The following is a 21,621-nucleotide window of genomic DNA, read 5'->3' as shown; positions in this document are numbered from 1 at the left end:
CTATTTAGTCTCTTTTTTATTGCTAACAAAAAGCTAATTGTATAGAATATAGTTAGTTCTTGATTTTAAACTGGGGTTTTGTAATGTTTAATTCAGTAAGAGAATTTTTGAAAACTACAGAATGTAATGGTAAGAAAGTAGCTGTAGCATGCTCCGGCGGCCCGGATTCTATGGCGCTTTTGCATGCCATAAATAGCTTGAAAAAAGACTTTTCGCTATCTCTTGTCTGCTTGCATTATGATCATGGCATAAGAGAAGAGTCTAACTTAGACGCTATCTTTGTCAAAAGATTTTGCGATATAAATGGTATACCCTTTATAATGGAAAAAGGAAACGTTCCTTTACTGGCCTTCAAAAACGGACAAACCCTTGAAATGGCAGCACGGGAGGCCAGATATGCCTTTTTTGAAAGGGCAAGCCGTGAAAATGATATTTATGCCGTGATGGTAGCACATCATTTGGAGGATAATATAGAGAGTATTTTGCTTCATTTTATCAGGGGAAGCGGTATTTCAGGGCTAATAGGCATGAGCGAAATACGCAATCCTAATATCTGGCGCCCTATGCTAGATGTGAAAAAGGAAGATATACTAAATTATATTGAAGAAAATGCCATTGAGTACAGGGAGGACGTAACAAATCAAGATATAAAATATACGAGAAATTTTTTAAGGAAGGATATAATACCTAAACTTCTTAAAATAAACCCAAATTTATATTCGGCGCTTAGAAGGACGAGCGATATATTACGTGCTGAAAATGAATTTATGGATACTATAGCTAACAGGCTTTTAGATTCTTTTGTTGATCTAAGCGACGGTGTTATAACTATAAAGACAAAAGATTTAAATGAATTACATATAAGTATCAGGCGAAGGGTTTTAAGAAATTCCATAAGTGCTTTATTTGGTTTAACTGATATATCGCTTAAAAATATAGAAGATATAATTGTTTTGTGTGAAAAGTCTATAACAAATAAAGAAGTAAGCATAAAAAGGGCGCTTATAGCTCAAATTGAATATGGCGAACTTAAGATATATAAAAATACAAGTGGAAAAAAGAAATTATTTACAGAAAGTTTAAACGAAATTATTGAATTCGACAAGGCACATGATAAGATAATAGAAATAAAAGATTTTTGTATAGAAATAAAGAAATCTTTTGATAAGGACTTATCATGTAAAGATGAAAACGAAGAATATTTAGATTTAGACAAACTTCCTAGAAGCATGGTTTTTAGAGGCAGGCAAACGGGAGATTTTATATATCCTTTGAATCTTGGCGGCAAGAAAAAACTTAAAGATTATCTATCGGATAAAAAAATACCGCTTGAAAAACGGAATGAACTAGTAGTTTTAGCACATGGGCCGGAGGTGTTTTGGGTGTCTGGCATAGGTATTTCGCAAAGAGTTGCGTTAAGTGAAGAGACTAAAAATATTTTGCTTATAAGGCTTTTTAAAATATAAAAAAGTAGGGGTACTGGGGATTTATTATGTTAAATGATATTGAAAGAGTCTGTATTACAAAAGAGCAAATCGAGAATCGCCTTAATGAACTTGCCGAAAAGATAAATGAAGATTTTGGTGCCGAAAAGCTCATAGTTATATGCGTTTTACGAGGCGCGATAATGTTTTTTGCAGATATTTTCCGCCGGCTTAATATGGATGCAAGAATGGCATTTTTAGATGTCTCGTCTTATGGAAGCAAAACTGAGTCTGAAGGAAACGTACATTTACGGTATGACCTCGATGCAGATATAGAAGGTGAAAACGTACTTATTGTAGAGGATATAATCGATAGTGGAAATACGCTTAAATATGTTTTGGACCTATTAAAGATAAGGCAACCTAAAACGATAAAAACGTGCTGCCTTTTAGATAAAATATCGAGGCGCAAGGTCAATATAGTCCCAGATTATACGGGATTTGTTATTAAAGATGAGTTTGTTGTCGGCTATGGACTTGATTACAGCGAAGTTTATAGGAACATGAACTTGGTAGGAGTATTAAAAAAAGAGATTTACAGTTAAGTGGAGTATTAAAGATATGGGGAAAATTTTAGAGAAAGATATAAAAAACGTATTACTAACAAAAGAACAGATAGAAAAAAGAGTTGCGGAGATGGGGAAACAGATAAGTGAAGACTACGCAGGTAAAGATATAATTATGGTTGGAATACTCCGTGGAGCGGCAATTTTCTATGCTGACTTGGCAAGGGAAATAAGCTTGCCGGTACATATGAATTTTATGGCTATATCCTCTTACGACTTAAGCTCTATATCATCTGGCGCTGTCAGGATAAACTACGATTTAGAAGAGGATATAACAGGCAAAGACGTCATTATTGTTGAGGACATAATAGATACCGGTCTTACACTTAAATATCTTTATGAAAACTTAGAGGCCAGAGGCCCTAAGTCTTTAAAGACATGCTGTTGCCTTGACAAACCGTCGAGGAGGAAAGTTGAATTCAAGCCAGATTATGTAGGATTTGAAGTACCGGATGAATTTATCGTTGGCTATGGTCTTGACTATGCTCAAAAATACAGGAATTTGGAATATTTAGGAGCACTAAAAGAGGAAATTTATAGGTGTTAGCATTGCTAAAAAAAATGAATAATGATAAAATGTTTTATTAAGAGTAAATTTAAGGAGGAATTTATATAGTGAAGAAATCAATTCGCGGACCGCTTGTTTATCTTATTGCTATCGTTTGTGTGATATTGATTATCAGTTATTTAGGAATTGGCGGAAACGCGAAAGATAAAAAAATTGAATATTCTCAATTTTTGGAGCATGTAAAAGAGGGTAATATAAAGGAAATTGCTATTATTAACGACCAAGTAGACCTTCAAATAGTTGGTATTTATAATGATACAGAAATAGAAGATAAAAATTTCCCCAGTGATTACGACTTTTATGCATATATATCAAGTGAAGAAGTTTTAAGAAATGATATACAGGCCATAACAGGACAAACAGATCCTGAAAAATATGGATTTAATATAAGATATACAGCTACTATAAGGCCGGGGCTTTTAGAGAGTATTTTGCCATACCTTATCATATTGGGTGCTGCAGGAATATTTATGTATTTCTTATTGAAGCAAACCCAGGGAGGAAACAACAAGGCTATAGCTTTTGGCAAGAGCAGGGCAAGGCTAGCGGATAACGAAAAGAGCAAAAAGACATTTGCTGATGTTGCAGGTGCAGACGAGGAAAAAGAGGAACTGCGAGAAATAGTAGACTTTTTGAGGAGCCCTGATAAGTTTACTAAACTCGGTGCAAGGATACCAAAAGGCGTATTGTTGATTGGACCTCCTGGAAGTGGTAAAACACTGCTTGCCAAGGCTGTTGCCGGAGAGGCAAATGTTCCTTTCTTCAGCATAAGCGGCTCTGACTTCGTGGAACTTTTTGTCGGTGTTGGCGCTTCGCGTGTACGTGATTTGTTTGAAACCGCTAAGAAAAGCATGCCGTGCATAGTATTTATAGATGAAATCGATGCTGTCGGGCGGCACAGAGGAGCTGGCATGGGCGGAGGCAACGATGAAAGAGAGCAGACTTTGAACCAGTTGCTGGTCGAGATGGATGGATTTAATGCCAACGACGGAATAATTATAATGGCTGCTACAAACAGGGTAGATACATTAGACCCGGCATTGATGAGACCGGGCAGATTTGACAGGCAGATAATCGTCAATTATCCGGATATAAAGGGCAGAGAGGATATTTTAAAAGTCCATTCGCGCGGCAAACCGTTAAACCCTGAAGTTGATTTAGGAGTTATAGCAAAGAGGACTGTTGGCTTTACAGGTGCGGATCTAGAAAACGTACTAAACGAGGCCGCAATACTCACTGCACGCAGAAATAAAAAAGATATAGGCATGAGTGAAATCGAAGAAGCAATAACGAGAGTTATTGCCGGCCTTGAAAAGAAGAGCCATGTAGTTACGGAAGAAGATAAGAGGATAACTGCCATCCATGAGGTTGGGCACGCCATTTGCGCAAAGGTACTTCCGCATGGAGACCCTGTCCATGAGATATCTATAATACAACGCGGTATGGCCGCAGGATATACTATGACCCTTCCTGAAAAGGAGAAGTCGCATGTACTTAAAAATAAGATTTTAGACGACATAGTTATGATGCTTGGCGGCAGGGCTGCTGAAAGTATTTTATTAAGTGATATTTCGACAGGTGCGATAAACGACTTGCAGCGTGCAACAGAACTTGCGAAAAACATGGTCATTAAATATGGAATGAGCGATTCAATAGGGCCAGTTTATCTGGCGGACAACGAGGAGATATTCCTAGGTAAAGAATTTGGCCATATCAAGGGTTATAGTGATAAAACCGCATCAGTTGTAGACAGCGAGGTAAAACGTATCTTGGAGGAATGCTTTGAAAAGGCAAAAAGCATATTAAGAGAGAACGTTACTAAGTTAAATAAGATATCCATAATTTTAATGGAAAAAGAAAAATTATACGGAGAAGAATTTGAAACACTTTTCTCCGGGGAAACTATATAATTATAACAATAAAAATGCACCGATTGAGGTGCATTTTTATTTAAAGTCTTAAGGGAAAACATTATGATTTGGGATTTACATATTCATACAAGTATGTCTGATGGAACGATGGCACCTAGGGAAGTAGTAAATTATGCTAATAAAAAGGGAGTGGGAACGCTTGCCATAACAGACCACGATTGTATAAGCGGGGTAGCCGATGCCAAAGACGAGGGGGAAAAGTGCGGAATTAGAGTTATCCCCGGAATCGAGCTAAGTATTGAGACTTCGCGTGAGATACATATATTAGGCTATAATATAGATTTTAAAAATGATGAGTTAAACAATAGTTTATTAAATCTTCAGCAGTCCCGCGAAGGGCGTGTTAAAAAAATAGTTGATAAACTTAAGTTAAAAGGTATTAATATCAGTTTAGATGATATATACGGGTATTCTATGGGCAAGTCTGTTGGGAGGCTGCATATAGCAAAAGTACTTAAGGACAAGGGCTACGCGGATAGTATTGATGATGCTTTTAATAAGTACTTAAAGGTAGGGGCTTTAGCTTATGTGCCAAGGCAGAGGCTAACATCTAAACAGGCTATAGATATGATAAAATCATCCGGCGGTTTTGCATGCCTTGCACATCCGTTATTGTTCGGAAGCGGAATAAGAAGGCTTGTAAAAAACTTAACCGAAATGGGAATAACTGCAATTGAAGCATATTATCCTTCTCATAATAAGCAAATGACGGAGTTTTATGTTTCGCTGGCTAAAAAAAGCGGGCTTTTTGTTACATGCGGCAGTGATTTTCACGGAGTTAACCGGGTGGGATTTGACATTGGATCGACTTACAAAGAAGACAATTATTTGCTTAAAAGCTTAGATGAGCTTTTTGAAAAATCATAATACTTTTTGCAATATTAGAGTTTCAAATGTTGTAATATATACTCTTAAATGGTATTATGTATATGATAATAATTATCATATCAGTTTTATAAAATAACACCTATAGAAGGGACGCGACATATGTTATCAAAAGATGGTGATATCAAGATTTTTGCCGGATCCTCGGGGTTGTCTTTTGCACAAAAGATGTGCAAATATATCGGGGCAAAAATCGGGGATTCGGAAGTAATTACATTTTCAGATGGAAACATATTTATAAGAATCAAGGAAACAGTAAGAGATAAAGACGTATATTTAGTACAGCCAATCGGTATGAACCCAAATGATGAATTTGTAGAAATATTGTTCTGGATGGACGCATTTAAGCGCGCAAGTTGTAATTCGGTTACTGCGATTATACCATATTTCGGTTATGCTAAAGGAGATAAAAAAGACGAACCGAGGGTTTCTATCAGGGCACGCATATGTGCAGACTGCATCGAGGTCGCAGGAGCAGACAGGGTTATAACCATGGATCTTCACAGCGTGCAAGTTCAAGGATTTTTTAAAAAGCCAGTAGACCACTTATATGCTATGCCAATACTTTGTGAGTATGTACGTAGCATGGATATCATGGATAATTTAGTTGTCGTATCACCGGATGCAGGGTATGCTAAATCGGCAAGAAAATTTGCAGACTATTTAAATACACCCGTTGCAATAGGGGATAAAACCAGGGTCGCACATGACGAAAATGCAAAAATTTTAGATATCATCGGAGATGTTAAAGGCAAGAACTGTCTCATAGTCGATGATTTTTCAATTTCAGGCGGAACTTTGATAGACCTGTCAAAACGTTTAAAACAGCTTGGCGCAAAGCGTATTATCGCATGCCTTTCACATATGATTTTACGGGAAAAAGGTGTTAAAGCGATAGAAGAAAGCCCTATAGAACATGTAATAGGTACGGATACAGTCGATAATCCGTGGATACTTAAGAGCAAGAAGATTTCTATAGTTTCGGTGGCGCCGCTTTTCGCAGAAACAGTTATGCGCGTTCATAACCGTGAGTCTGTAAGCCCTTTGTTTTCATCGCTTCCAGTACGTATTAAGGATTCTATATGTACTAAAGGGGAAAAATAATTAACTTAAATAAAAAAAGCGGATGTACCGCTTTTTTTATTTAAGTTAAATTATTGTAATAATTTTAAAGACAATTTATTTACATTACCTGGCCCTAACGTCAGAACTACGTCTCCGCTTTTAGCATGCTTTTTAATGTATTCGTTTATTTCGTCAAAGCATTTTAGATATATCGCAGGTGTATTTTCAGATATTGCCTTAACTAAATCCGTTGCATGAATAGTCCCGTCGTCCTTTTCACGGGCACCGCAGATATCTGGCACTAGGACTATGTCGGCACCGACAAATGCGGTTGCATATTTATCTTTTAATGTCTTAGCGCGTGAAAACAAGTGACACTGGAATACGACGAACAGTTTCTTTTTAGGATAATTCCGGCATGCATCTATACACACTTTTATTTCTGTAGGATGGTGTGCATAATCGTGGATTACGGTGACGCCGTTTCTTACGCCCAGCACCTCAAACCGGCGTTTGGTAAGGGTGTAGGTCAAAAGTGAAGCCGCTATTTGTTCTATGCTTAAGTTAAACAATTCATGTGCAACCGATATAGCTGCAAGTGAATTGACTACGTTATAAGTACCGGGGATGTTCAATATTACTTTCCCAGAAAAAGCCCCTTTAATAAACAGATCGTAACTTACATTACCCATTTTATCAAAAGTGATATTTTTTGCGTAATAATCGTTAGATTCTTTTAATCCATATGTTATATTCGGTGCTGTCAACTCACCTAAAAGCTTTACTACCATAGGTTCATCGCCACAGCCGAACACTATGCCAGTTTCATCTACTTTTAAGGCAAATTGTTTGAATGTCTGGTAGATATGGTCAATATCCCTATAACAATCAAGGTGGTCATCGTCTATATTGTTTATCAAAACATGGGATGGCTTTAATTTCAAGAAGCTCTGGACATACTCGCAGGCCTCGGTTAAAAAGATATCCGAGTTTCCTATTTTGATGCCCCCGTTTAATTGCTTGACAAGGCCGCCGACATGGACTGTTGCATCTATATTGCAATAAGATAATATTATCGCCAGCATAGACGTTATAGTGGTTTTACCATGGCAGCCGGATATACCGATAACAGTCTTATAAAGCTCGCTTATATGGCCTAAAAGAGTAGATCTTTTCATCAATGGTATGTTTTTTTCTTCGGCACGCATATATTCACAATTATCGGGTTTAACGGCAGCAGTATAAACAACCAAGTCAACTCCATCAACATTATCAGGAGAATGGCCTATTTTAAAATTTATACCTGCATTTGAGAGAAGCTTGGTATAAGATGATTCACTTATGTCGGATCCAGTTACATGAAACCCCATATTATGTAAAATAAGAGCCAAACCAGACATGCTGCACCCGCCTATACCTATGAAGTGGACGCGTTTTGTCGGCAGATTTAATAGTTTGTTGTTTGACATATATTAAAAAGTACCTCATAATAATAAATTTTAACAATTCATTATATGTCAAATGCATATCAAATATCAAGTAAAATAAATTATAACTTTTATTTAAGGCAAAAGTTTTGTATAATTTAGGAGAAAGTATGAGGGGATTTTTATGGATAAGTTAACGAGAAAAGAACGGATTGTGTTTTTGACTACAGAATTTATAAAAAATGCAGGACGGGTTTATTCTCTAAGTGAATTTTGCCAATTATTTTCTTGTGCTAAATCTACTTTAAGCGAAGACCTTCAAATAATTAAAAACGCATTTTCAAAAGGCGGACAAGGCGAATTGTTAATCAAGCCGGGCAAAAATGGCGGCGTTAAGTATATGCCGTTCATGAATATGGATTTTGAAAAAGAATTTTTGGAAAATACTGCTAAGGTCTTCTGCGATAAAAACCGCATACTTCCAGGCGGGTTCATCTATATTACAGATGTATTGCTAAATACAGATACACTAAAGCCTATTGGTGAAATATTGGCTTCCCGTTTTAGACATTTACATATAGATTATATTGTAACGGCAGAGACAAACGGGATCTCTGTTGCGCTTTCCGTCGCACAAGTATTGAAAAAGCCTGTGGTAATAGCCAGAAGGTTAAGCAAGATAATAGAGGGTTCTATAGTTACGATAAATTATTTAAGCGGAACAACGAGAAAATTGCAAACTATCTCGATAGCTAAAAGGGCTATGCTGCCAAAGAAAAAGGCATTGATTATAGATGACTTTATAGCCGGCGGAGGGACAGTAAGGGCCATCAGTGATATGGTGAATGAATTCGATGTAAGCGTTGAGGGCATAGGCTGTGTAATATCGACTATGTACCCTGAAAAGAAGAAAGTAAAAGGATTTGAGTCTCTTTTTACATTGTATGAGGTTGATGAGGAGAACCAAATTATTCGACTTTTGCCAAATATACATGAAAATAGCACTTTAGGAAAGTAATAGATGTAAATTTTTAATAATATTAAGTTTTTTAATATAAAAAAAAGGATAATTCTATTAAATGTAGAATTTTATTAAATAATATGGACTTTCTAACAGTTATCCAATCTTGGAGGTAAATCGAATGAAAATCACAGATATTCGCATTAGGAAAGTTGGCATAGCCGGAAAGATGAAAGCAATAGTTTCGGTTACCTTCGACGACATGTTTGTAGTACACGACATCAAAGTAATCGAAGGACAAAACGGCAATTTTATTGCAATGCCTAGCAGAAAGACGCCTACTGGTGAATATAAGGATATAGCGCATCCTATTAATTCAGAAGTACGTGAACAACTGCACACCGCTATACTTGAAAAGTATGAGAGCATGTCTGACGACAATGTAGAGACAAACGAGTAAAAACTAAATTAGTAGAAAATTATTTTTGAGGAAGCGGAAACGGGCTATCTATATCTATGCCCGTTTTTTGTATGTAAAAGGTTTTCTAAATATAGTTTTATGATATAATTACTATTAGACTATAAAAAGGGAGCGATTAAAAAGGTGAGCGATAGCGATATTATAACAGTCATACTAGCGGCTGGAGAAGGTACACGAATGAAATCATCAAAGCCAAAGGTCATGTTTAGTGCACTTAATAAGCCGCTTTTAGGATGGGTAAAGGATGCGGTTTTCGAAGCGGTAAACGGTGAAATCATAGCCGTTGTCGGAAAAGGGGTAGATGAAGTCAAGGCTTATTTCAAAGATGACATTAAGTATGCACATCAAAGCGAACGTCTAGGATCCGGCCATGCAGTTATGTGCGCTTCATCGCTTTTTGAAGGCAAAGGCGGTTACATACTTATTTTAGCAGGAGATTCTCCTCTTATTACACCCAAAACAATTAAAGAGCTAATAGACAAGACGAGAAACGAAAATTACGATGCGTGTCTTTTGTCTGCAGCATTTGAAGATGCAACGGGATATGGGAGAATAGTTAAGGACAAAAACGGATTAGTTGAAAAAATAGTTGAACATAAAGATGCAACAGAAGAGCAGCTTAACATAAAAGAGATAAACGCTTCTGTTTACTGTGTAAAAGAAGAACTTTTATCGCAATGTTTAAAACAGATAAGGCCGGTAAATGCTCAGGGCGAATATTATCTGACAGACATAGTAGAGTTGCTTTATAAGCAGGGCAAAAAAGTTGCGAGTATGCAAGTAAAAGATACTGCAGAATGCATGGGTGTTAATACGCGTGTACAGCTTGCCCAAGTAAGTGAAGTTTTAAGGATGCGTGTTTTAGAAAAACTCATGCTTAACGGGGTAACTATAATTGACCCTAAAAATACGTATATAGATGCAGATGTTAAAATAGGTACTGACAGTATAATATATCCAAATGTGACTTTGGAAGGCAACACAGTCATAGGTGAGGGAACGATACTTTACCCGGGTAGCCGGATAGCAGATTCTAAAATAGGTTCTAATACTAAGATACAAAATTCAGTTATACTTGAAAGCTTGGTTGGGGATAACACGATAGTCGGTCCTTTCGCATATTTAAGGCCGGAATCTAATATCGGGAATAACTGCCGCGTGGGCGATTTTGTAGAGGTTAAGAATGCATATATTGCAGACGGAGCCAAGGTTTCTCATTTAACTTATGTAGGAGACGGAGAAATCGGAGAAAAAACCAATGTGGGATGTGGCGTTGTATTTGTCAATTATGACGGGTCTAAAAAATGCAGGACACATGTAGGCAAAAACTGCTTTATAGGATGTAATGTCAATTTAATAGCGCCGGTTTCAATCGGGGACGGTTCTTATATAGCTGCTGGCAGCACCGTGACCAGTGATGTGCCGGAAAACAGCCTTTGCATAGCACGCTCCCGCCAAACGATAAAACAGGATTGGGACGGTATAGTTAAGAAGGAAAAATAAAAGGGGATATTGATGAAGAAGGCAATACTTTTTGATCTGGATGGTACACTTTTGCCTCTTGACATGGATATTTTTATTAAAAAATATTATGAGCTAATTAAAAAGAGTATGGTTTTGGAAGAGGCGGGGATAGACATAAAGACCTTTAACGATGCCGTTTGGCATATGTTTAAAGAGAGGCACCCAGATAAAACCAATGAACAGGCTTTCAATGATAAGCTAGAAGAGCTGGCCCAAGTAAAAAGAGATATCTTTGAGCCGGTTTTTGATTCCTTTTACGAACGTTATTACGACGAAGTCAAACAAGTAACGCGAAAAGAGGATATATGCAGGGAAGCTGTAGACATAGCTAAATCTAAAAACTACAAGCTTATTTTAGCGACTAACCCAGTTTTCCCAAAAAACGTAACGATAAAACGCATTAACTGGGCTGGTTTTTCACCGGAAGAATTCGATTATATTTCGTATATAGATAATACACATTTTTCAAAGCCGGATTTAGATTATTATTCTGAGATTTTGGATAAAAATAACCTTTTGCCGAAAGAATGTATCATGATAGGCAACAGTACAAAAGAGGATATGTGTGCGGCTAAACTTGGAATGGATGTGTTTATAATAACAGAGCACTTAGTAGGCAATAAAGAGGAGGTAGCAGAATGTCCTTCAGGAGGGTATTTGGATTTTCTAAATTACATAAAAGACCTGCCTCAGATTTAAAGAGCAATCTAAAAAATGCGCAATATTATATTTTCGGTCTTGGCAATATAGGATCAAAATATAGGCATACAAGACATAATGCAGGATTTGACATAATAGATATTATATTGAAAAAATATCCATCCGCCTCGCTTTTTAAGTTAAAAGGCGAACTTTTTTCGTGCGAAATAAACGGCAAGAATATAGCTTTAATAAAGCCGCAGACATTTATGAATTCAAGCGGAGAATGTGTTTTGGAAGTTGTTAAGGCATATAAAGTACCTTTAAATAAGATAATAGTAATAAGTGACGATGTAGATTTGTCGGTTGGGAAAATCAGGATAAGGCAGCGCGGAAGCGCAGGTACGCATAACGGGCTTAGGTCTATTGTAGATTATTTGGACAGTGAAGATTTTGCGCGAGTGCGCGTTGGCATTGGAAAACCTAACGGAGATATGATAGAACACGTCCTTGGAAGATTTGATGAAAAAGAAAGAAATGATGTTTTAAGCGGATACGAAAATGCGTCAGATGCAGTCATTTCTATAATAACTGAGGGGGTAGACAGAGCACAGCAGCTTTTTAATTAGATGGTGAATGGCAGGTTATAAGTTGCATAATCAAATATATGAGCAGCTTTTTAAAGACAAAAATATAAGCTGTCTAAACGATATGATACGGGGAGGGCAAACGCCTTGCTCGGTTTTTAGCGTTAGCGATGGTCTACGCCCGTTTTTATTAAAAGGGCTTTCTGAAAGCACAGGGAGGCAGATTTTATATATAACTCAAAACGATTATCTTGCGCTTACCATGAAAAACAGGATAGAAAACTCCATATTTTTTCCGGAGCGCGATTTACAGCTTCGCCCGGGGGTAATAAAAAGCCAGGAAAGTACGCAAAAGAGGATACAAGCTCTTTTAAGCGTAGATTCCGCACAAATTGTTACTGCGGGGTTATCTGCTTTTACCGAAAAACTTATACCCAAAAGCACGCTTTATGGCGCTACGATAAAGATAAGCTCAGGCGCTACCTTTAATATAGACGATATCATAAACTCGGCTATATCTTTAGGATATGAGAGGATATCGAATGTAGAGACTGCCGGGCAGATAGCACGCCGAGGCGATATACTGGATTTTAGCCCTAAACAGGACAAAGCATATAGAATAAGCTTTTTTATGGATAATGTAGAAAAGATAAACAGCTTCGATATGTCTACACAGCGCTCTAACAAAGAGGAGTTAGATTCTGTTTATCTGACAGCAATGACAGAAGCTATTTTAGATGAAATGGCGATAAATAATGCTAAAAAGTATTTTTTAGACGAGTTAAAAAGGGTAGGCAAAAACAGTGAATATTCCCTAATGTCGGCTAAAATCAAGGAGTATTTAGATTTAATCGAGAATTCTCGCAGCATAGATGACATGAGGAATTATATCTATGCAATATACCCACCGACCAGCCTTATAGATTATCTTAATAACCCGATAGTTATATTCGATTCGTTTTCATCATTGGTTAAAGTCAAAGAAATAAAAGACGAAGAGTTTGTAGATTCGCTTTTCATGCTAAAAAAAGTAAACATGGATTTTAGCGGACAGCAGGAACTATTCTTTTCACTCAATGAACTTTTGATAAAAGATGTAGATTTTATAGATTTTTGCAGTATAAAAAAGAGCAGTTTGATACAAAGTGTGGCAGAAATAAATTTAAACTCGAGAAATGTGATTAGATACGATGGCAGGCTGGACTTATTAAAAGAGGATCTAATCAACAGGGCAAACGCCGGATTTACCACATATCTTTTTTGTTCAAAAGAAAATAGAATAAAAACCTTAAAAAATGCCCTTAAAGAGCCTCTCGCAAACGGAAAGGCAATTTTGGCAGACGGTGAAATCAAGATGGGGTTCGAATTAGCTGCGCAAAAAATAAACGTGCTAAGTGAAGAAGATATTTTTGGCAGCAAAAAATCTGTAGTTAAAACTCAAAAACAGGGAAACGGCCTGGATATATTCGATTTGTCTGTCGGGGATATAGTTGTACACACTGTATATGGGAGAGCAAAGTATTTAGGTATAAAGACGCAGACAGTTGATAAAAAGACGTGTGATTACATCATACTTTCATTTTTAGGCGACGATAAGCTGTATATACCAACGGCACAAATAGACAAGATACAAAAGTACGTCGGCACTTCCGATAATCCACCAAGGCTATCAAGGCTTGGATCCCGTGAATGGGCAAACCAGAAGACGAAGGCGAAAGAATCTTTAAAAAAGCTTGCGGGCAGTTTGCTTTTGGTTTATGCCGAGAGACAGAGCAAGCAAGGGTTTAGTTATGGCGAAGATACTGTATGGCAAAGGGAATTTGAACAAGCATTTGAATATGAGGAGACCCCGGGGCAACTGCGCGCAATAGAAGAGATAAAGGCAGATATGGAAGGCCAGGGCATTATGGACAGGCTTTTATTGGGCGATGTAGGATACGGCAAGACGGAAGTAGCGGCGCGGGCGTGTTTTAAAGCGGTATCTAATAAAAAACAATGCGCAATATTAACACCGACGACTCTTTTATGCCGGCAGCACTACGAAACGTTTAAAAAGCGTTTTAAAAATTTTGGGTTCAATATAGCGATGTTATCTAGATTTGTATCTCCGGCTGAGGCCAAAAAGAACATAGCATCAGCAGCAAATGGGAACACCGATATAGTCATCGGCACACACAGGCTATTATCAAAAGACGTAAGATTTCACGACTTAGGACTTTTGATAATAGATGAGGAGCAGCGTTTTGGGGTTAACCACAAAGAAAAGATAAAGCAATTGAAAAGAACAGTAGATGTATTGACCATGACTGCAACACCGATACCCAGGACTCTTGAAATGTCCATGATCGGTATACGCGATTTATCTACAATAGATACGCCAATAGAAGAAAGGCTTCCCGTTCAAACTTATGTATCCGAATTCAGCGTAGAACTTTTAACAGAAGCTATTTTAAAGGAAAAACAGCGTGGAGGGCAGGTGTTTTTAGTTGTTCGCCATATATCTTTAATGGATGACGTAGCTAGTATGATTAAAGACAATATTCCCGACGCAACGTTTTTAATGGCACATGGAAGAATGGACAAGGATGAACTTGAGGACGTAATGGAGAAATTTATTTCCGGTGAATATGACGTGCTTATATGCACGACTATAATAGAATCCGGCATAGACATGCCTAAAGTAAATACTATCGTTGTTTACGAGGCGGATAAATTTGGCCTAGCACAGCTATATCAGTTAAGAGGCAGAGTAGGCAGGAGCTACTTAAGGGCATATGCTTATTTTACATACATAAAAGACGATTATATGACGATGGATGCAGAAAAACGCCTTATGACTATAAAAGAATTTACAGAGTTAGGTGCCGGCTTTAAGATAGCGCTTCGTGATTTAAAGATACGCGGAGCTGGGAACCTTTTAGGAGCAGAACAAAGCGGACATATGAATACGATAGGATACGAGATGTACCTAAAATATATGAAAGAAGCGGTAAGCGAGTTAAAGGGCAACCCAATAGAAATAGAGAAGGAAACTACAATAGAAGTTAATTTGGATGCGCATATAAGCGCCAGTTATATCGAAGATGAGAAGCAAAGGCTTGAGATTTATAAAAGAATAGCAAGTATTTCAGATATGAACAGCGCTAAGGAACTAAAGGAAGAATTGGCAGATAGGTTTGGGAAAGTTATAAAGCCAGTTGAAAACCTTATTATAATTTCATTGTTGCGCTTGATTGCATCTAAAAAGGGTATAGAGAGCATAATACAAAAAAGGGACGGGTTTTATATAAAATTCTTTTACGACACGCAGCTTGATACCAGTATATTTATGGGCGCATTAGAAAGATATGGGAGCAAAGTATCTATAAGGCAGCGGGAAAAGCCGTATTTTTTAAACCAGAGAAAAAATCGATGAAATTGTTAATAGATTTTTTAAATAATATTAATTGCATAATATGATAATTTAAAGTAAAATGAATAAGATATTTCACAAGTTCCGGAGGTGCAAATGAAAAGTTTTAAAAGGATGATTTCTATATTGCTTGCAATTACTATGATACTTGCAGTTGCAGGTTGTGGAAGTGAGACAACCGAGACAGATCCAACTAAAATCGTTATTGCAAAAATAAATGATGATACTTACATATATAGAAGTGATGTAGATAAACGGTCTGAATATATTGCAACACAGTATGCGTATTATTTTGGCTCAGATGTCGATACCATAATGGCCGACGAAGATATGGAAACGACGATTAAAAATACCGCATTAGAACAACTCGTTGAAGAAGCAGTGATATTTGAAAAAGCCAAGGAGCTAGGGCTTTATGAATTAACTGATGAAGAAAAAACTGCGATAAAGACCGAAGTCGATGAATCCATGGATTTAGTCCGTGAAGAAATAAGAGCTGATCTTCAGGAAAGCATAGATAACGGTGAGGTGATAGACGATATTGATGCCGAGGTTGAAGCACAGTTTAATGAAAGAATGGAAGCCAGCGGGCTTACTTATGACGAGTATCTAGAAGAATATTATAAATCAAAGATTACTGAAAAGGTATCAGCAGAAGCGCTAAAAGACGTTGACATAACTGATGAAGAACTAAAAGAAGATTATGACGAAATGCTTGCAGAGCAAAAAGAAGCTATAGATGCGGATCCATCCAGTTTCATGACATATTATGATGACGGTATATATCTTTATGTTCCGGAAGGTGTAACAAGAGTCTATCAGATACTTATGTCTGTTTCAGATACTGTGACAAGCGCGGTAGAAGAAGTTTATAGCACGGACAAGGAAACGGCTTTTGGCATGATGGCAACAGAACTTGCAGCGATAAAGCCAAAGGCTCAGGAGGCTTTGAATAAAGCAAAAGCCGGTGAAGATTTTAAAGAGCTTATGAAGGAATACGGCAACGACACATTCTTTGATACAGAAGAGGGATTAAGCCAGGGATATATTATTATAAAGGATAACGAGAATACCGACTATTATGAGGAGTTCCAAGATGCTGCTGAAGCTTTAGACGTTGGGCAAGTATCTGATCTCGTAGTAACTCCTTACGGGTACCATATACTATACTGCTTTGAAAAGATTGAAGCCGGTGAAAGATCTTTTGATAGTGTTAAAGAATCTCTTTATAATACGGAATTAGATGCAAAAATATCGACTGAATGGTCTGACCTTAAAGACCAATGGATAGACGAAGCTAACATCGAGTATCATAAAGAAGATATGTTTACTGATCTTACTTCGGACAGTGATGAGACGGAAGTTTCAACATCGCCTTCAAGCAGCGATACGACAACTGAAGAATAAAAAATATTTATTAAAATAAAAGCCTTTAATAAGGCTTTTATTTTAGTATAGTTTTAAATAACTAACATAAGATAAAAAGGCAGCCGTTGCCATTTTCTAGTAGGTTTGGTAGTATTATAAATATGGTGAAAAATAAATTTATATTATATGTTAAAAACAACAAAAAATCTGTTATTAAAATAGTTTCTATTATTATATTTCTTGCCATAATGGTATGGATTACTATTCAGCTTATGCCTATAGTATCTAAGTTAATGCAGGGAGCGGAAAGGGAAGAGTATATAGCTGCTATAAAAAGCAGAGGTTTTATAGGTTGGCTTACTGTATTTGGTATACAGATACTTCAGGTAATTGTAGCGCTGGTCCCTGGTGAACCAGTAGAGGTTTTTGCCGGCTTAGTTTATGGTGCGTGGGGCGGACTTTTAACCTGCCTTGCAGGAGTTCTTATAGGTTCCATAATAATATTTTATTTGGTCAAGCTTTTAGGGTATTCTTTCGTAGCATCGATATTTGAAGGCAAAGAACTTAAAAAACTTGCATTTTTAAAGAATGAAAAAAAGCTTGAATGGATAATATTTATATTATTTTTTATACCAGGCTCGCCAAAGGATATACTCACATATGCAGTAGGGTTTACTCCTATCAAACCGATGAGGTTTTTTGTTATTTCCACAATTGCACGGATACCTTCTATAATTACGTCTACCTACGCCGGTTCTATAATAAACGATGGAAGATGGCTTAAATTTGCAATTATATACGGGATAACGGCGGTAGTCACACTGGCTGGAGTATGCATCTATAAAAAGATAATGAAAAAATTTGGCAGTAAATCTAAAGATGAGGAAGATTTAGATGATACAGACATAAGCGATGTAGAACCGGATATAAGCAGCAGATAAACTTTTTACTGCCCACCATTTTGTTTTCTACCGTTTATGGGATGTATAATCTTTAATATTAAGCGAAATATAAAGCTTAAAAGCTTTGTATATAGATTTAAATTTTAAAGGAGAAAAACAATGGGGAAGGTAGATTTTACTAGAAAAGTATCTATAATTGGGGCTGGCAACGTTGGCGCTACGGCGGCTTATGCTTTATTATTAAGCAGGATTTGCAGTGAAATAGCTATAGTTGATATCAATAAAGACAAAGCCTATGGAGAAGCACTTGATTTAAAACACGCGACATCTTTTTCAGGACATGTAAAAGTATATAGCGGGGAATATTCAGCCTGTGCAGACTCAGATGTAATAGTTCTGTGCGCAGGAGTGGGCAGAAAGCCGGGGCAGACCAGAATTGACCTTGCAAAGACAAATATATCTATTGCAAGAGACGTTATGGGGAGTATTTTAAAGTATAATAAAGATCCGCTGCTTCTGGTTGTTTCAAACCCGGTAGATATAATTACTTATGTACTTAAAAAGGAGTATAATTTATCTGCTAACCGTGTTTTTGGAACTGGTACAAGCCTAGATACTGCCCGCTTTAAGTCTTATCTTGGAGAGAGCCTTAATATAAGCCCTGAGGATGCAGATGCATTTATAATAGGTGAGCACGGCGACAGCCAGGTGCCTATTTGGAGCTCTGCAACAGCTGCTGGGGCACCGATAGTAGATATGCTTAATAATGCTGGAATTAGCCGCGAAGATATATTTAATCAGGTACGTACAAGCGGGGCAAAGATAATAAGTGGAAAATCCGCAACGTTTTATGGCATTTCTTCTGTAATTGTAAAGATATTATCTGGTATATTGGGTGATCAAAATATAATTATGCCGTTATCAAAAGTAATGGACAGCGAGATGGGCATAAGTGACGTTGCATTATCAATGCCATATGTTGTTAATAAAAATGGCATTGACAGAATGGTAAGCATTTCTATGGACGAAAAAGAGCTTGCAGCTTTTGCCAGCTCAGCAGAAAAATTAAAAGAAGCAATCAAAGATCAAGTATAAATTTTTAATGAAGGAAATTGAAAGAGGTCTGACAAAATGGACATAAAAAAAGAAGCACTTAGACTACATGAAGAATGGAAAGGCAAAATTGAAGTTATAAGCCGGCCGGATATAAGCAACAAGAGAGAACTTGCTATCGCATATACACCGGGTGTTGCAGAACCGTGCCTTGAAATATCAAAAAATACTGATTTATCGTATAAATATACAAGACGAGGTAATTTGGTAGCAGTTATAACAGATGGGACTGCTGTACTAGGGCTAGGGGATATAGGCCCCGAAGCGGGTATGCCGGTGATGGAGGGCAAATGCTGCCTTTTTAAGACTTTTGCAAATGTAGATGCATTTCCGCTCTGTATCAAAAGCAAGGAAGTTGACGATATAGTTAAAACTGTTAAATTGCTTGAAGGAAGTTTTGGCGGGATAAATCTAGAGGATATATCTGCACCGAGATGTTTTGAAATAGAGAGAAAGCTAAAAGAAATTTGCGACATACCGGTATTTCACGACGACCAGCATGGGACTGCAATAGTATGTGCGGCTGCTATGATAAATGCACTTAAGATAGTAAAAAAAGACATAGGAAATATCAGCGTTGTCGTAAGCGGCGCCGGGGCTGCTGCAATATCTGTGACACGGCTGCTTATGACTATGGGGTTAAAAGACGTCGTTCTTTGTGACAGGAAGGGAGCCATTTACGAGGGGAGAGATTCTCTAAATCCTGAAAAAGAGGAAATGGCTAAAATATCTAATAAAAGTATGAAAAAAGGTTCTTTGGCAGATATACTTAAAGGCGCGGATGTATTTTTTGGGCTCAGTACTGCTAATATATTGTCAAAAGATATGGTTAGGACAATGGCAAAAGACCCTGTTATTTTTGCAATGGCGAATCCAGTTCCAGAGATTATGCCGGACGATGCCAAAGAGGCGGGGGCAAAGGTCATCGGTACCGGAAGGAGCGATTTTGCCAATCAGATAAACAACGTTCTCGCATTCCCAGGTATATTTAAAGGCGCACTCAATGTCCGGGCAAGAGATATAAACGATGAAATGAAGATAGCTGCCGCGTATGCCATAGCTTCTATAGTTAAAGAAGATGAATTGAATCCGGATTACATAATACCAGATCCGTTTAATAAAAAGGTTGTTAAGGTCGTTGCGGAGGCGGTTGCCAAAGCTGCCAGAGATTCGGGAGTTGCTAGAATTTAGTTTTTGATTAAAAGCGGCTCTAAGAGCCGCTTTCCTTTAAATATAGCTTATTATTTAATTTTATGTTATATTTACAAGTATTAGCTATATATATAAAATTAAAAAGGGATATGAATTTAGTTTGAACCAAACGGTTAATCCTAACAAAACAAATAGCAATAAAAACACTACGAGCAAAGTCCTCACTTTATCCTTTTGCATTTTTTTGCTTTCGGTAGTTCTTGTTTTGATTGCTATTTTTACGTTATCTGATATAAATGCAAGAAGAGCTGCAAGTATTGAAGTGGATAATTTTGCAGAAAGTGCTTCCTCTCTTCCTGCATGGGAAAATAAAACATCTTATGAGATGCTTAACGAAGACATCACTATAAACACCGAGGAAGACGATAAAGTAGTAGACTCGATTGTTTTGGATAGTGGTCTTACAATAAAAAGTTACTCTAAGGAATGGGGAAAAAGCAAGCTATATAAGCTTTATGATGAACTTTTAAAGAACGAACGCGGAGAGGAGTTCGCGTATCTAAGTGAGATAATAGTTCATTCAGGGGAAGAGCAGGAAAACGTAGTAGGGCAGCAGGAAGAGTATAACGGTAGTGTAAATATGTACTTGAGGCAAAGTGCTTTTCCGGATAATTTTAGTATAGGCTTTGCAGCCAAAATAAGCACAATACATTTATACAATGGAGATGAAAGAACAACAATAGAGAGCATGGCTAAGACTTTAAGCCACGAATACGGGCATTTATATACAAACTACTACATTTTTAAAAATCTGACTGCAAGTGAAATTATGGACAGCGAGTATGTAAAATTACGTGGATTAAATAATTCAGACAAGGTAAGGTACGAAATAACAGACAGCCAAGATTATATGGATAATCACAAGTGGTATATCTATGAGATAGCGGCAGAAGATTATGTAGCTTTGCTAGGTTCACCTACGGCGAGGAGGCAGCTTGATTTTAAAGACGTGTCTGAACGCTTGAGTAGCGAGATCGCAACAGGAGAGAAGGATAAAACCCTTTTAGAAGCAGACAATGCGTTTAATTCTTCCCCGCAGGAAAACATGTCTATCACATTAGCCGAAAAAGTACCTAATTTAGCGGAATATTATTACAGTTTTCTGGATAAAACTGTGTCTAGCAATCAAGCTATAGATGAACAGTTGATAAGCATAACAATAGATGAACAGTCAAAAGAATACTATTTAGAGTCCGGATGGACGACATATATATCTTATAAAATCAATTTTGACCGTCCTTATACACAGGATGGAGTAACATACACACTGGTTGCATACGATGAAAATGATAACTTTATCATGCCGGTAAAAACAGTTACAAAAGATGAAGATGGTGCTGTTATAGGCAATGTGGCAATTTTAAAGAATGGTTACGTTTATAGCCTTGACGATTCACTTGCATCTGGCACAAAGATATTTAGGATCATAGTTATGTTCTCCGATGGGCAGGTATACGCAACTCAGCCATACAAATACACGTTTTAAAGAGGGAAAA

General features: G+C 37.2%; 18 protein-coding genes. 17 read left to right on the top strand and 1 reads right to left on the bottom strand.

Annotated elements, in window-relative coordinates; genetic code table 11:
* Positions 1-83: 83 nt before the first annotated feature.
* The 6 genes from tilS to R2876_02390 all read left to right on the top strand — a co-directional run bounded on the left by tilS (position 84) and on the right by R2876_02390 (position 6,538).
* The gene (gene tilS, locus R2876_02415) at positions 84-1,466 is read left to right on the top strand and encodes a tRNA lysidine(34) synthetase TilS (protein ID MEZ4357472.1); all 1,383 of its coding nucleotides are present in this window, start codon (positions 84-86) and stop codon (positions 1,464-1,466) included.
* A 26-nt stretch (positions 1,467-1,492) separates the two neighbouring features.
* On the top strand, positions 1,493-2,029 hold the full coding sequence (gene hpt, locus R2876_02410; GenBank protein MEZ4357471.1) for a hypoxanthine phosphoribosyltransferase: 537 nt from the start codon (positions 1,493-1,495) through the stop codon (positions 2,027-2,029).
* Between the two features lie 16 nt (positions 2,030-2,045).
* Positions 2,046-2,597 (top strand): hypoxanthine phosphoribosyltransferase, encoded by a 552-nt coding sequence (gene hpt / locus R2876_02405; protein MEZ4357470.1) that lies wholly within the window; start codon positions 2,046-2,048, stop codon positions 2,595-2,597.
* 68 nt (positions 2,598-2,665) lie between these two features.
* Entirely contained in the window at positions 2,666-4,528 is a 1,863-nt protein-coding gene (ftsH, locus tag R2876_02400; protein ID MEZ4357469.1) for an ATP-dependent zinc metalloprotease FtsH, read from the top strand.
* 63 nt (positions 4,529-4,591) lie between these two features.
* The gene (locus R2876_02395) at positions 4,592-5,416 is read left to right on the top strand and encodes a PHP domain-containing protein (GenBank protein MEZ4357468.1); all 825 of its coding nucleotides are present in this window, start codon (positions 4,592-4,594) and stop codon (positions 5,414-5,416) included.
* A 120-nt stretch (positions 5,417-5,536) separates the two neighbouring features.
* Complete coding sequence (locus R2876_02390; protein MEZ4357467.1) at positions 5,537-6,538, top strand: ribose-phosphate diphosphokinase; 1,002 nt, start codon at positions 5,537-5,539, stop codon at positions 6,536-6,538.
* A 50-nt stretch (positions 6,539-6,588) separates the two neighbouring features.
* Here the strand turns inward: R2876_02390 and murC are convergent, their stop codons facing one another.
* Entirely contained in the window at positions 6,589-7,968 is a 1,380-nt protein-coding gene (murC, locus tag R2876_02385; GenBank protein ID MEZ4357466.1) for a UDP-N-acetylmuramate--L-alanine ligase, read from the bottom strand.
* 142 nt (positions 7,969-8,110) lie between these two features.
* Here murC and purR point away from each other — a divergent pair, with 142 nt between their 5' ends.
* The 11 genes from purR (at position 8,111) to R2876_02330 (ending at position 21,611) form a co-directional block, all read left to right on the top strand.
* Positions 8,111-8,944: a pur operon repressor gene (gene purR, locus R2876_02380; GenBank protein ID MEZ4357465.1), complete on the top strand. Its 834-nt coding sequence runs from the start codon at positions 8,111-8,113 to the stop codon at positions 8,942-8,944.
* A gap of 124 nt (positions 8,945-9,068) precedes the next feature.
* Complete coding sequence (gene spoVG / locus R2876_02375; protein ID MEZ4357464.1) at positions 9,069-9,347, top strand: septation regulator SpoVG; 279 nt, start codon at positions 9,069-9,071, stop codon at positions 9,345-9,347.
* A 144-nt stretch (positions 9,348-9,491) separates the two neighbouring features.
* Positions 9,492-10,871, top strand: coding sequence for a bifunctional UDP-N-acetylglucosamine diphosphorylase/glucosamine-1-phosphate N-acetyltransferase GlmU (gene glmU / locus R2876_02370; GenBank protein MEZ4357463.1), 1,380 nt, complete (start codon positions 9,492-9,494; stop codon positions 10,869-10,871).
* 12 nt (positions 10,872-10,883) lie between these two features.
* Complete coding sequence (locus R2876_02365) at positions 10,884-11,591, top strand: HAD family hydrolase (protein ID MEZ4357462.1); 708 nt, start codon at positions 10,884-10,886, stop codon at positions 11,589-11,591.
* A complete protein-coding gene (gene pth, locus R2876_02360) occupies positions 11,531-12,160 on the top strand; it encodes an aminoacyl-tRNA hydrolase (GenBank protein MEZ4357461.1) in 630 nt (209 codons plus the stop codon). The genes R2876_02365 and pth overlap by 61 nt, the downstream gene beginning before the upstream one ends.
* A gap of 22 nt (positions 12,161-12,182) precedes the next feature.
* The gene (gene mfd, locus R2876_02355) at positions 12,183-15,533 is read left to right on the top strand and encodes a transcription-repair coupling factor (protein MEZ4357460.1); all 3,351 of its coding nucleotides are present in this window, start codon (positions 12,183-12,185) and stop codon (positions 15,531-15,533) included.
* A gap of 93 nt (positions 15,534-15,626) precedes the next feature.
* Positions 15,627-16,937 carry a peptidyl-prolyl cis-trans isomerase gene (locus tag R2876_02350; protein ID MEZ4357459.1) on the top strand — a complete coding sequence of 437 codons (1,311 nt, stop codon included), beginning with the start codon at positions 15,627-15,629 and terminating at the stop codon, positions 16,935-16,937.
* A gap of 122 nt (positions 16,938-17,059) precedes the next feature.
* Entirely contained in the window at positions 17,060-17,839 is a 780-nt protein-coding gene (locus R2876_02345; GenBank protein MEZ4357458.1) for a TVP38/TMEM64 family protein, read from the top strand.
* A 120-nt stretch (positions 17,840-17,959) separates the two neighbouring features.
* Positions 17,960-18,895, top strand: coding sequence for an L-lactate dehydrogenase (locus tag R2876_02340; protein MEZ4357457.1), 936 nt, complete (start codon positions 17,960-17,962; stop codon positions 18,893-18,895).
* A gap of 36 nt (positions 18,896-18,931) precedes the next feature.
* Entirely contained in the window at positions 18,932-20,104 is a 1,173-nt protein-coding gene (locus R2876_02335; protein ID MEZ4357456.1) for a malic enzyme-like NAD(P)-binding protein, read from the top strand.
* A 205-nt stretch (positions 20,105-20,309) separates the two neighbouring features.
* The gene (locus R2876_02330) at positions 20,310-21,611 is read left to right on the top strand and encodes a hypothetical protein (protein ID MEZ4357455.1); all 1,302 of its coding nucleotides are present in this window, start codon (positions 20,310-20,312) and stop codon (positions 21,609-21,611) included.
* Positions 21,612-21,621: the final 10 nt, after the last annotated feature.

Source organism: Eubacteriales bacterium (assembly GCA_041390245.1).
In the GTDB taxonomy this organism is placed as follows: Bacteria; Bacillota; Clostridia; order Christensenellales; family JAWKQI01; genus JAWKQI01.
This window is presented reverse-complemented; position numbering and strand designations above follow the sequence as displayed.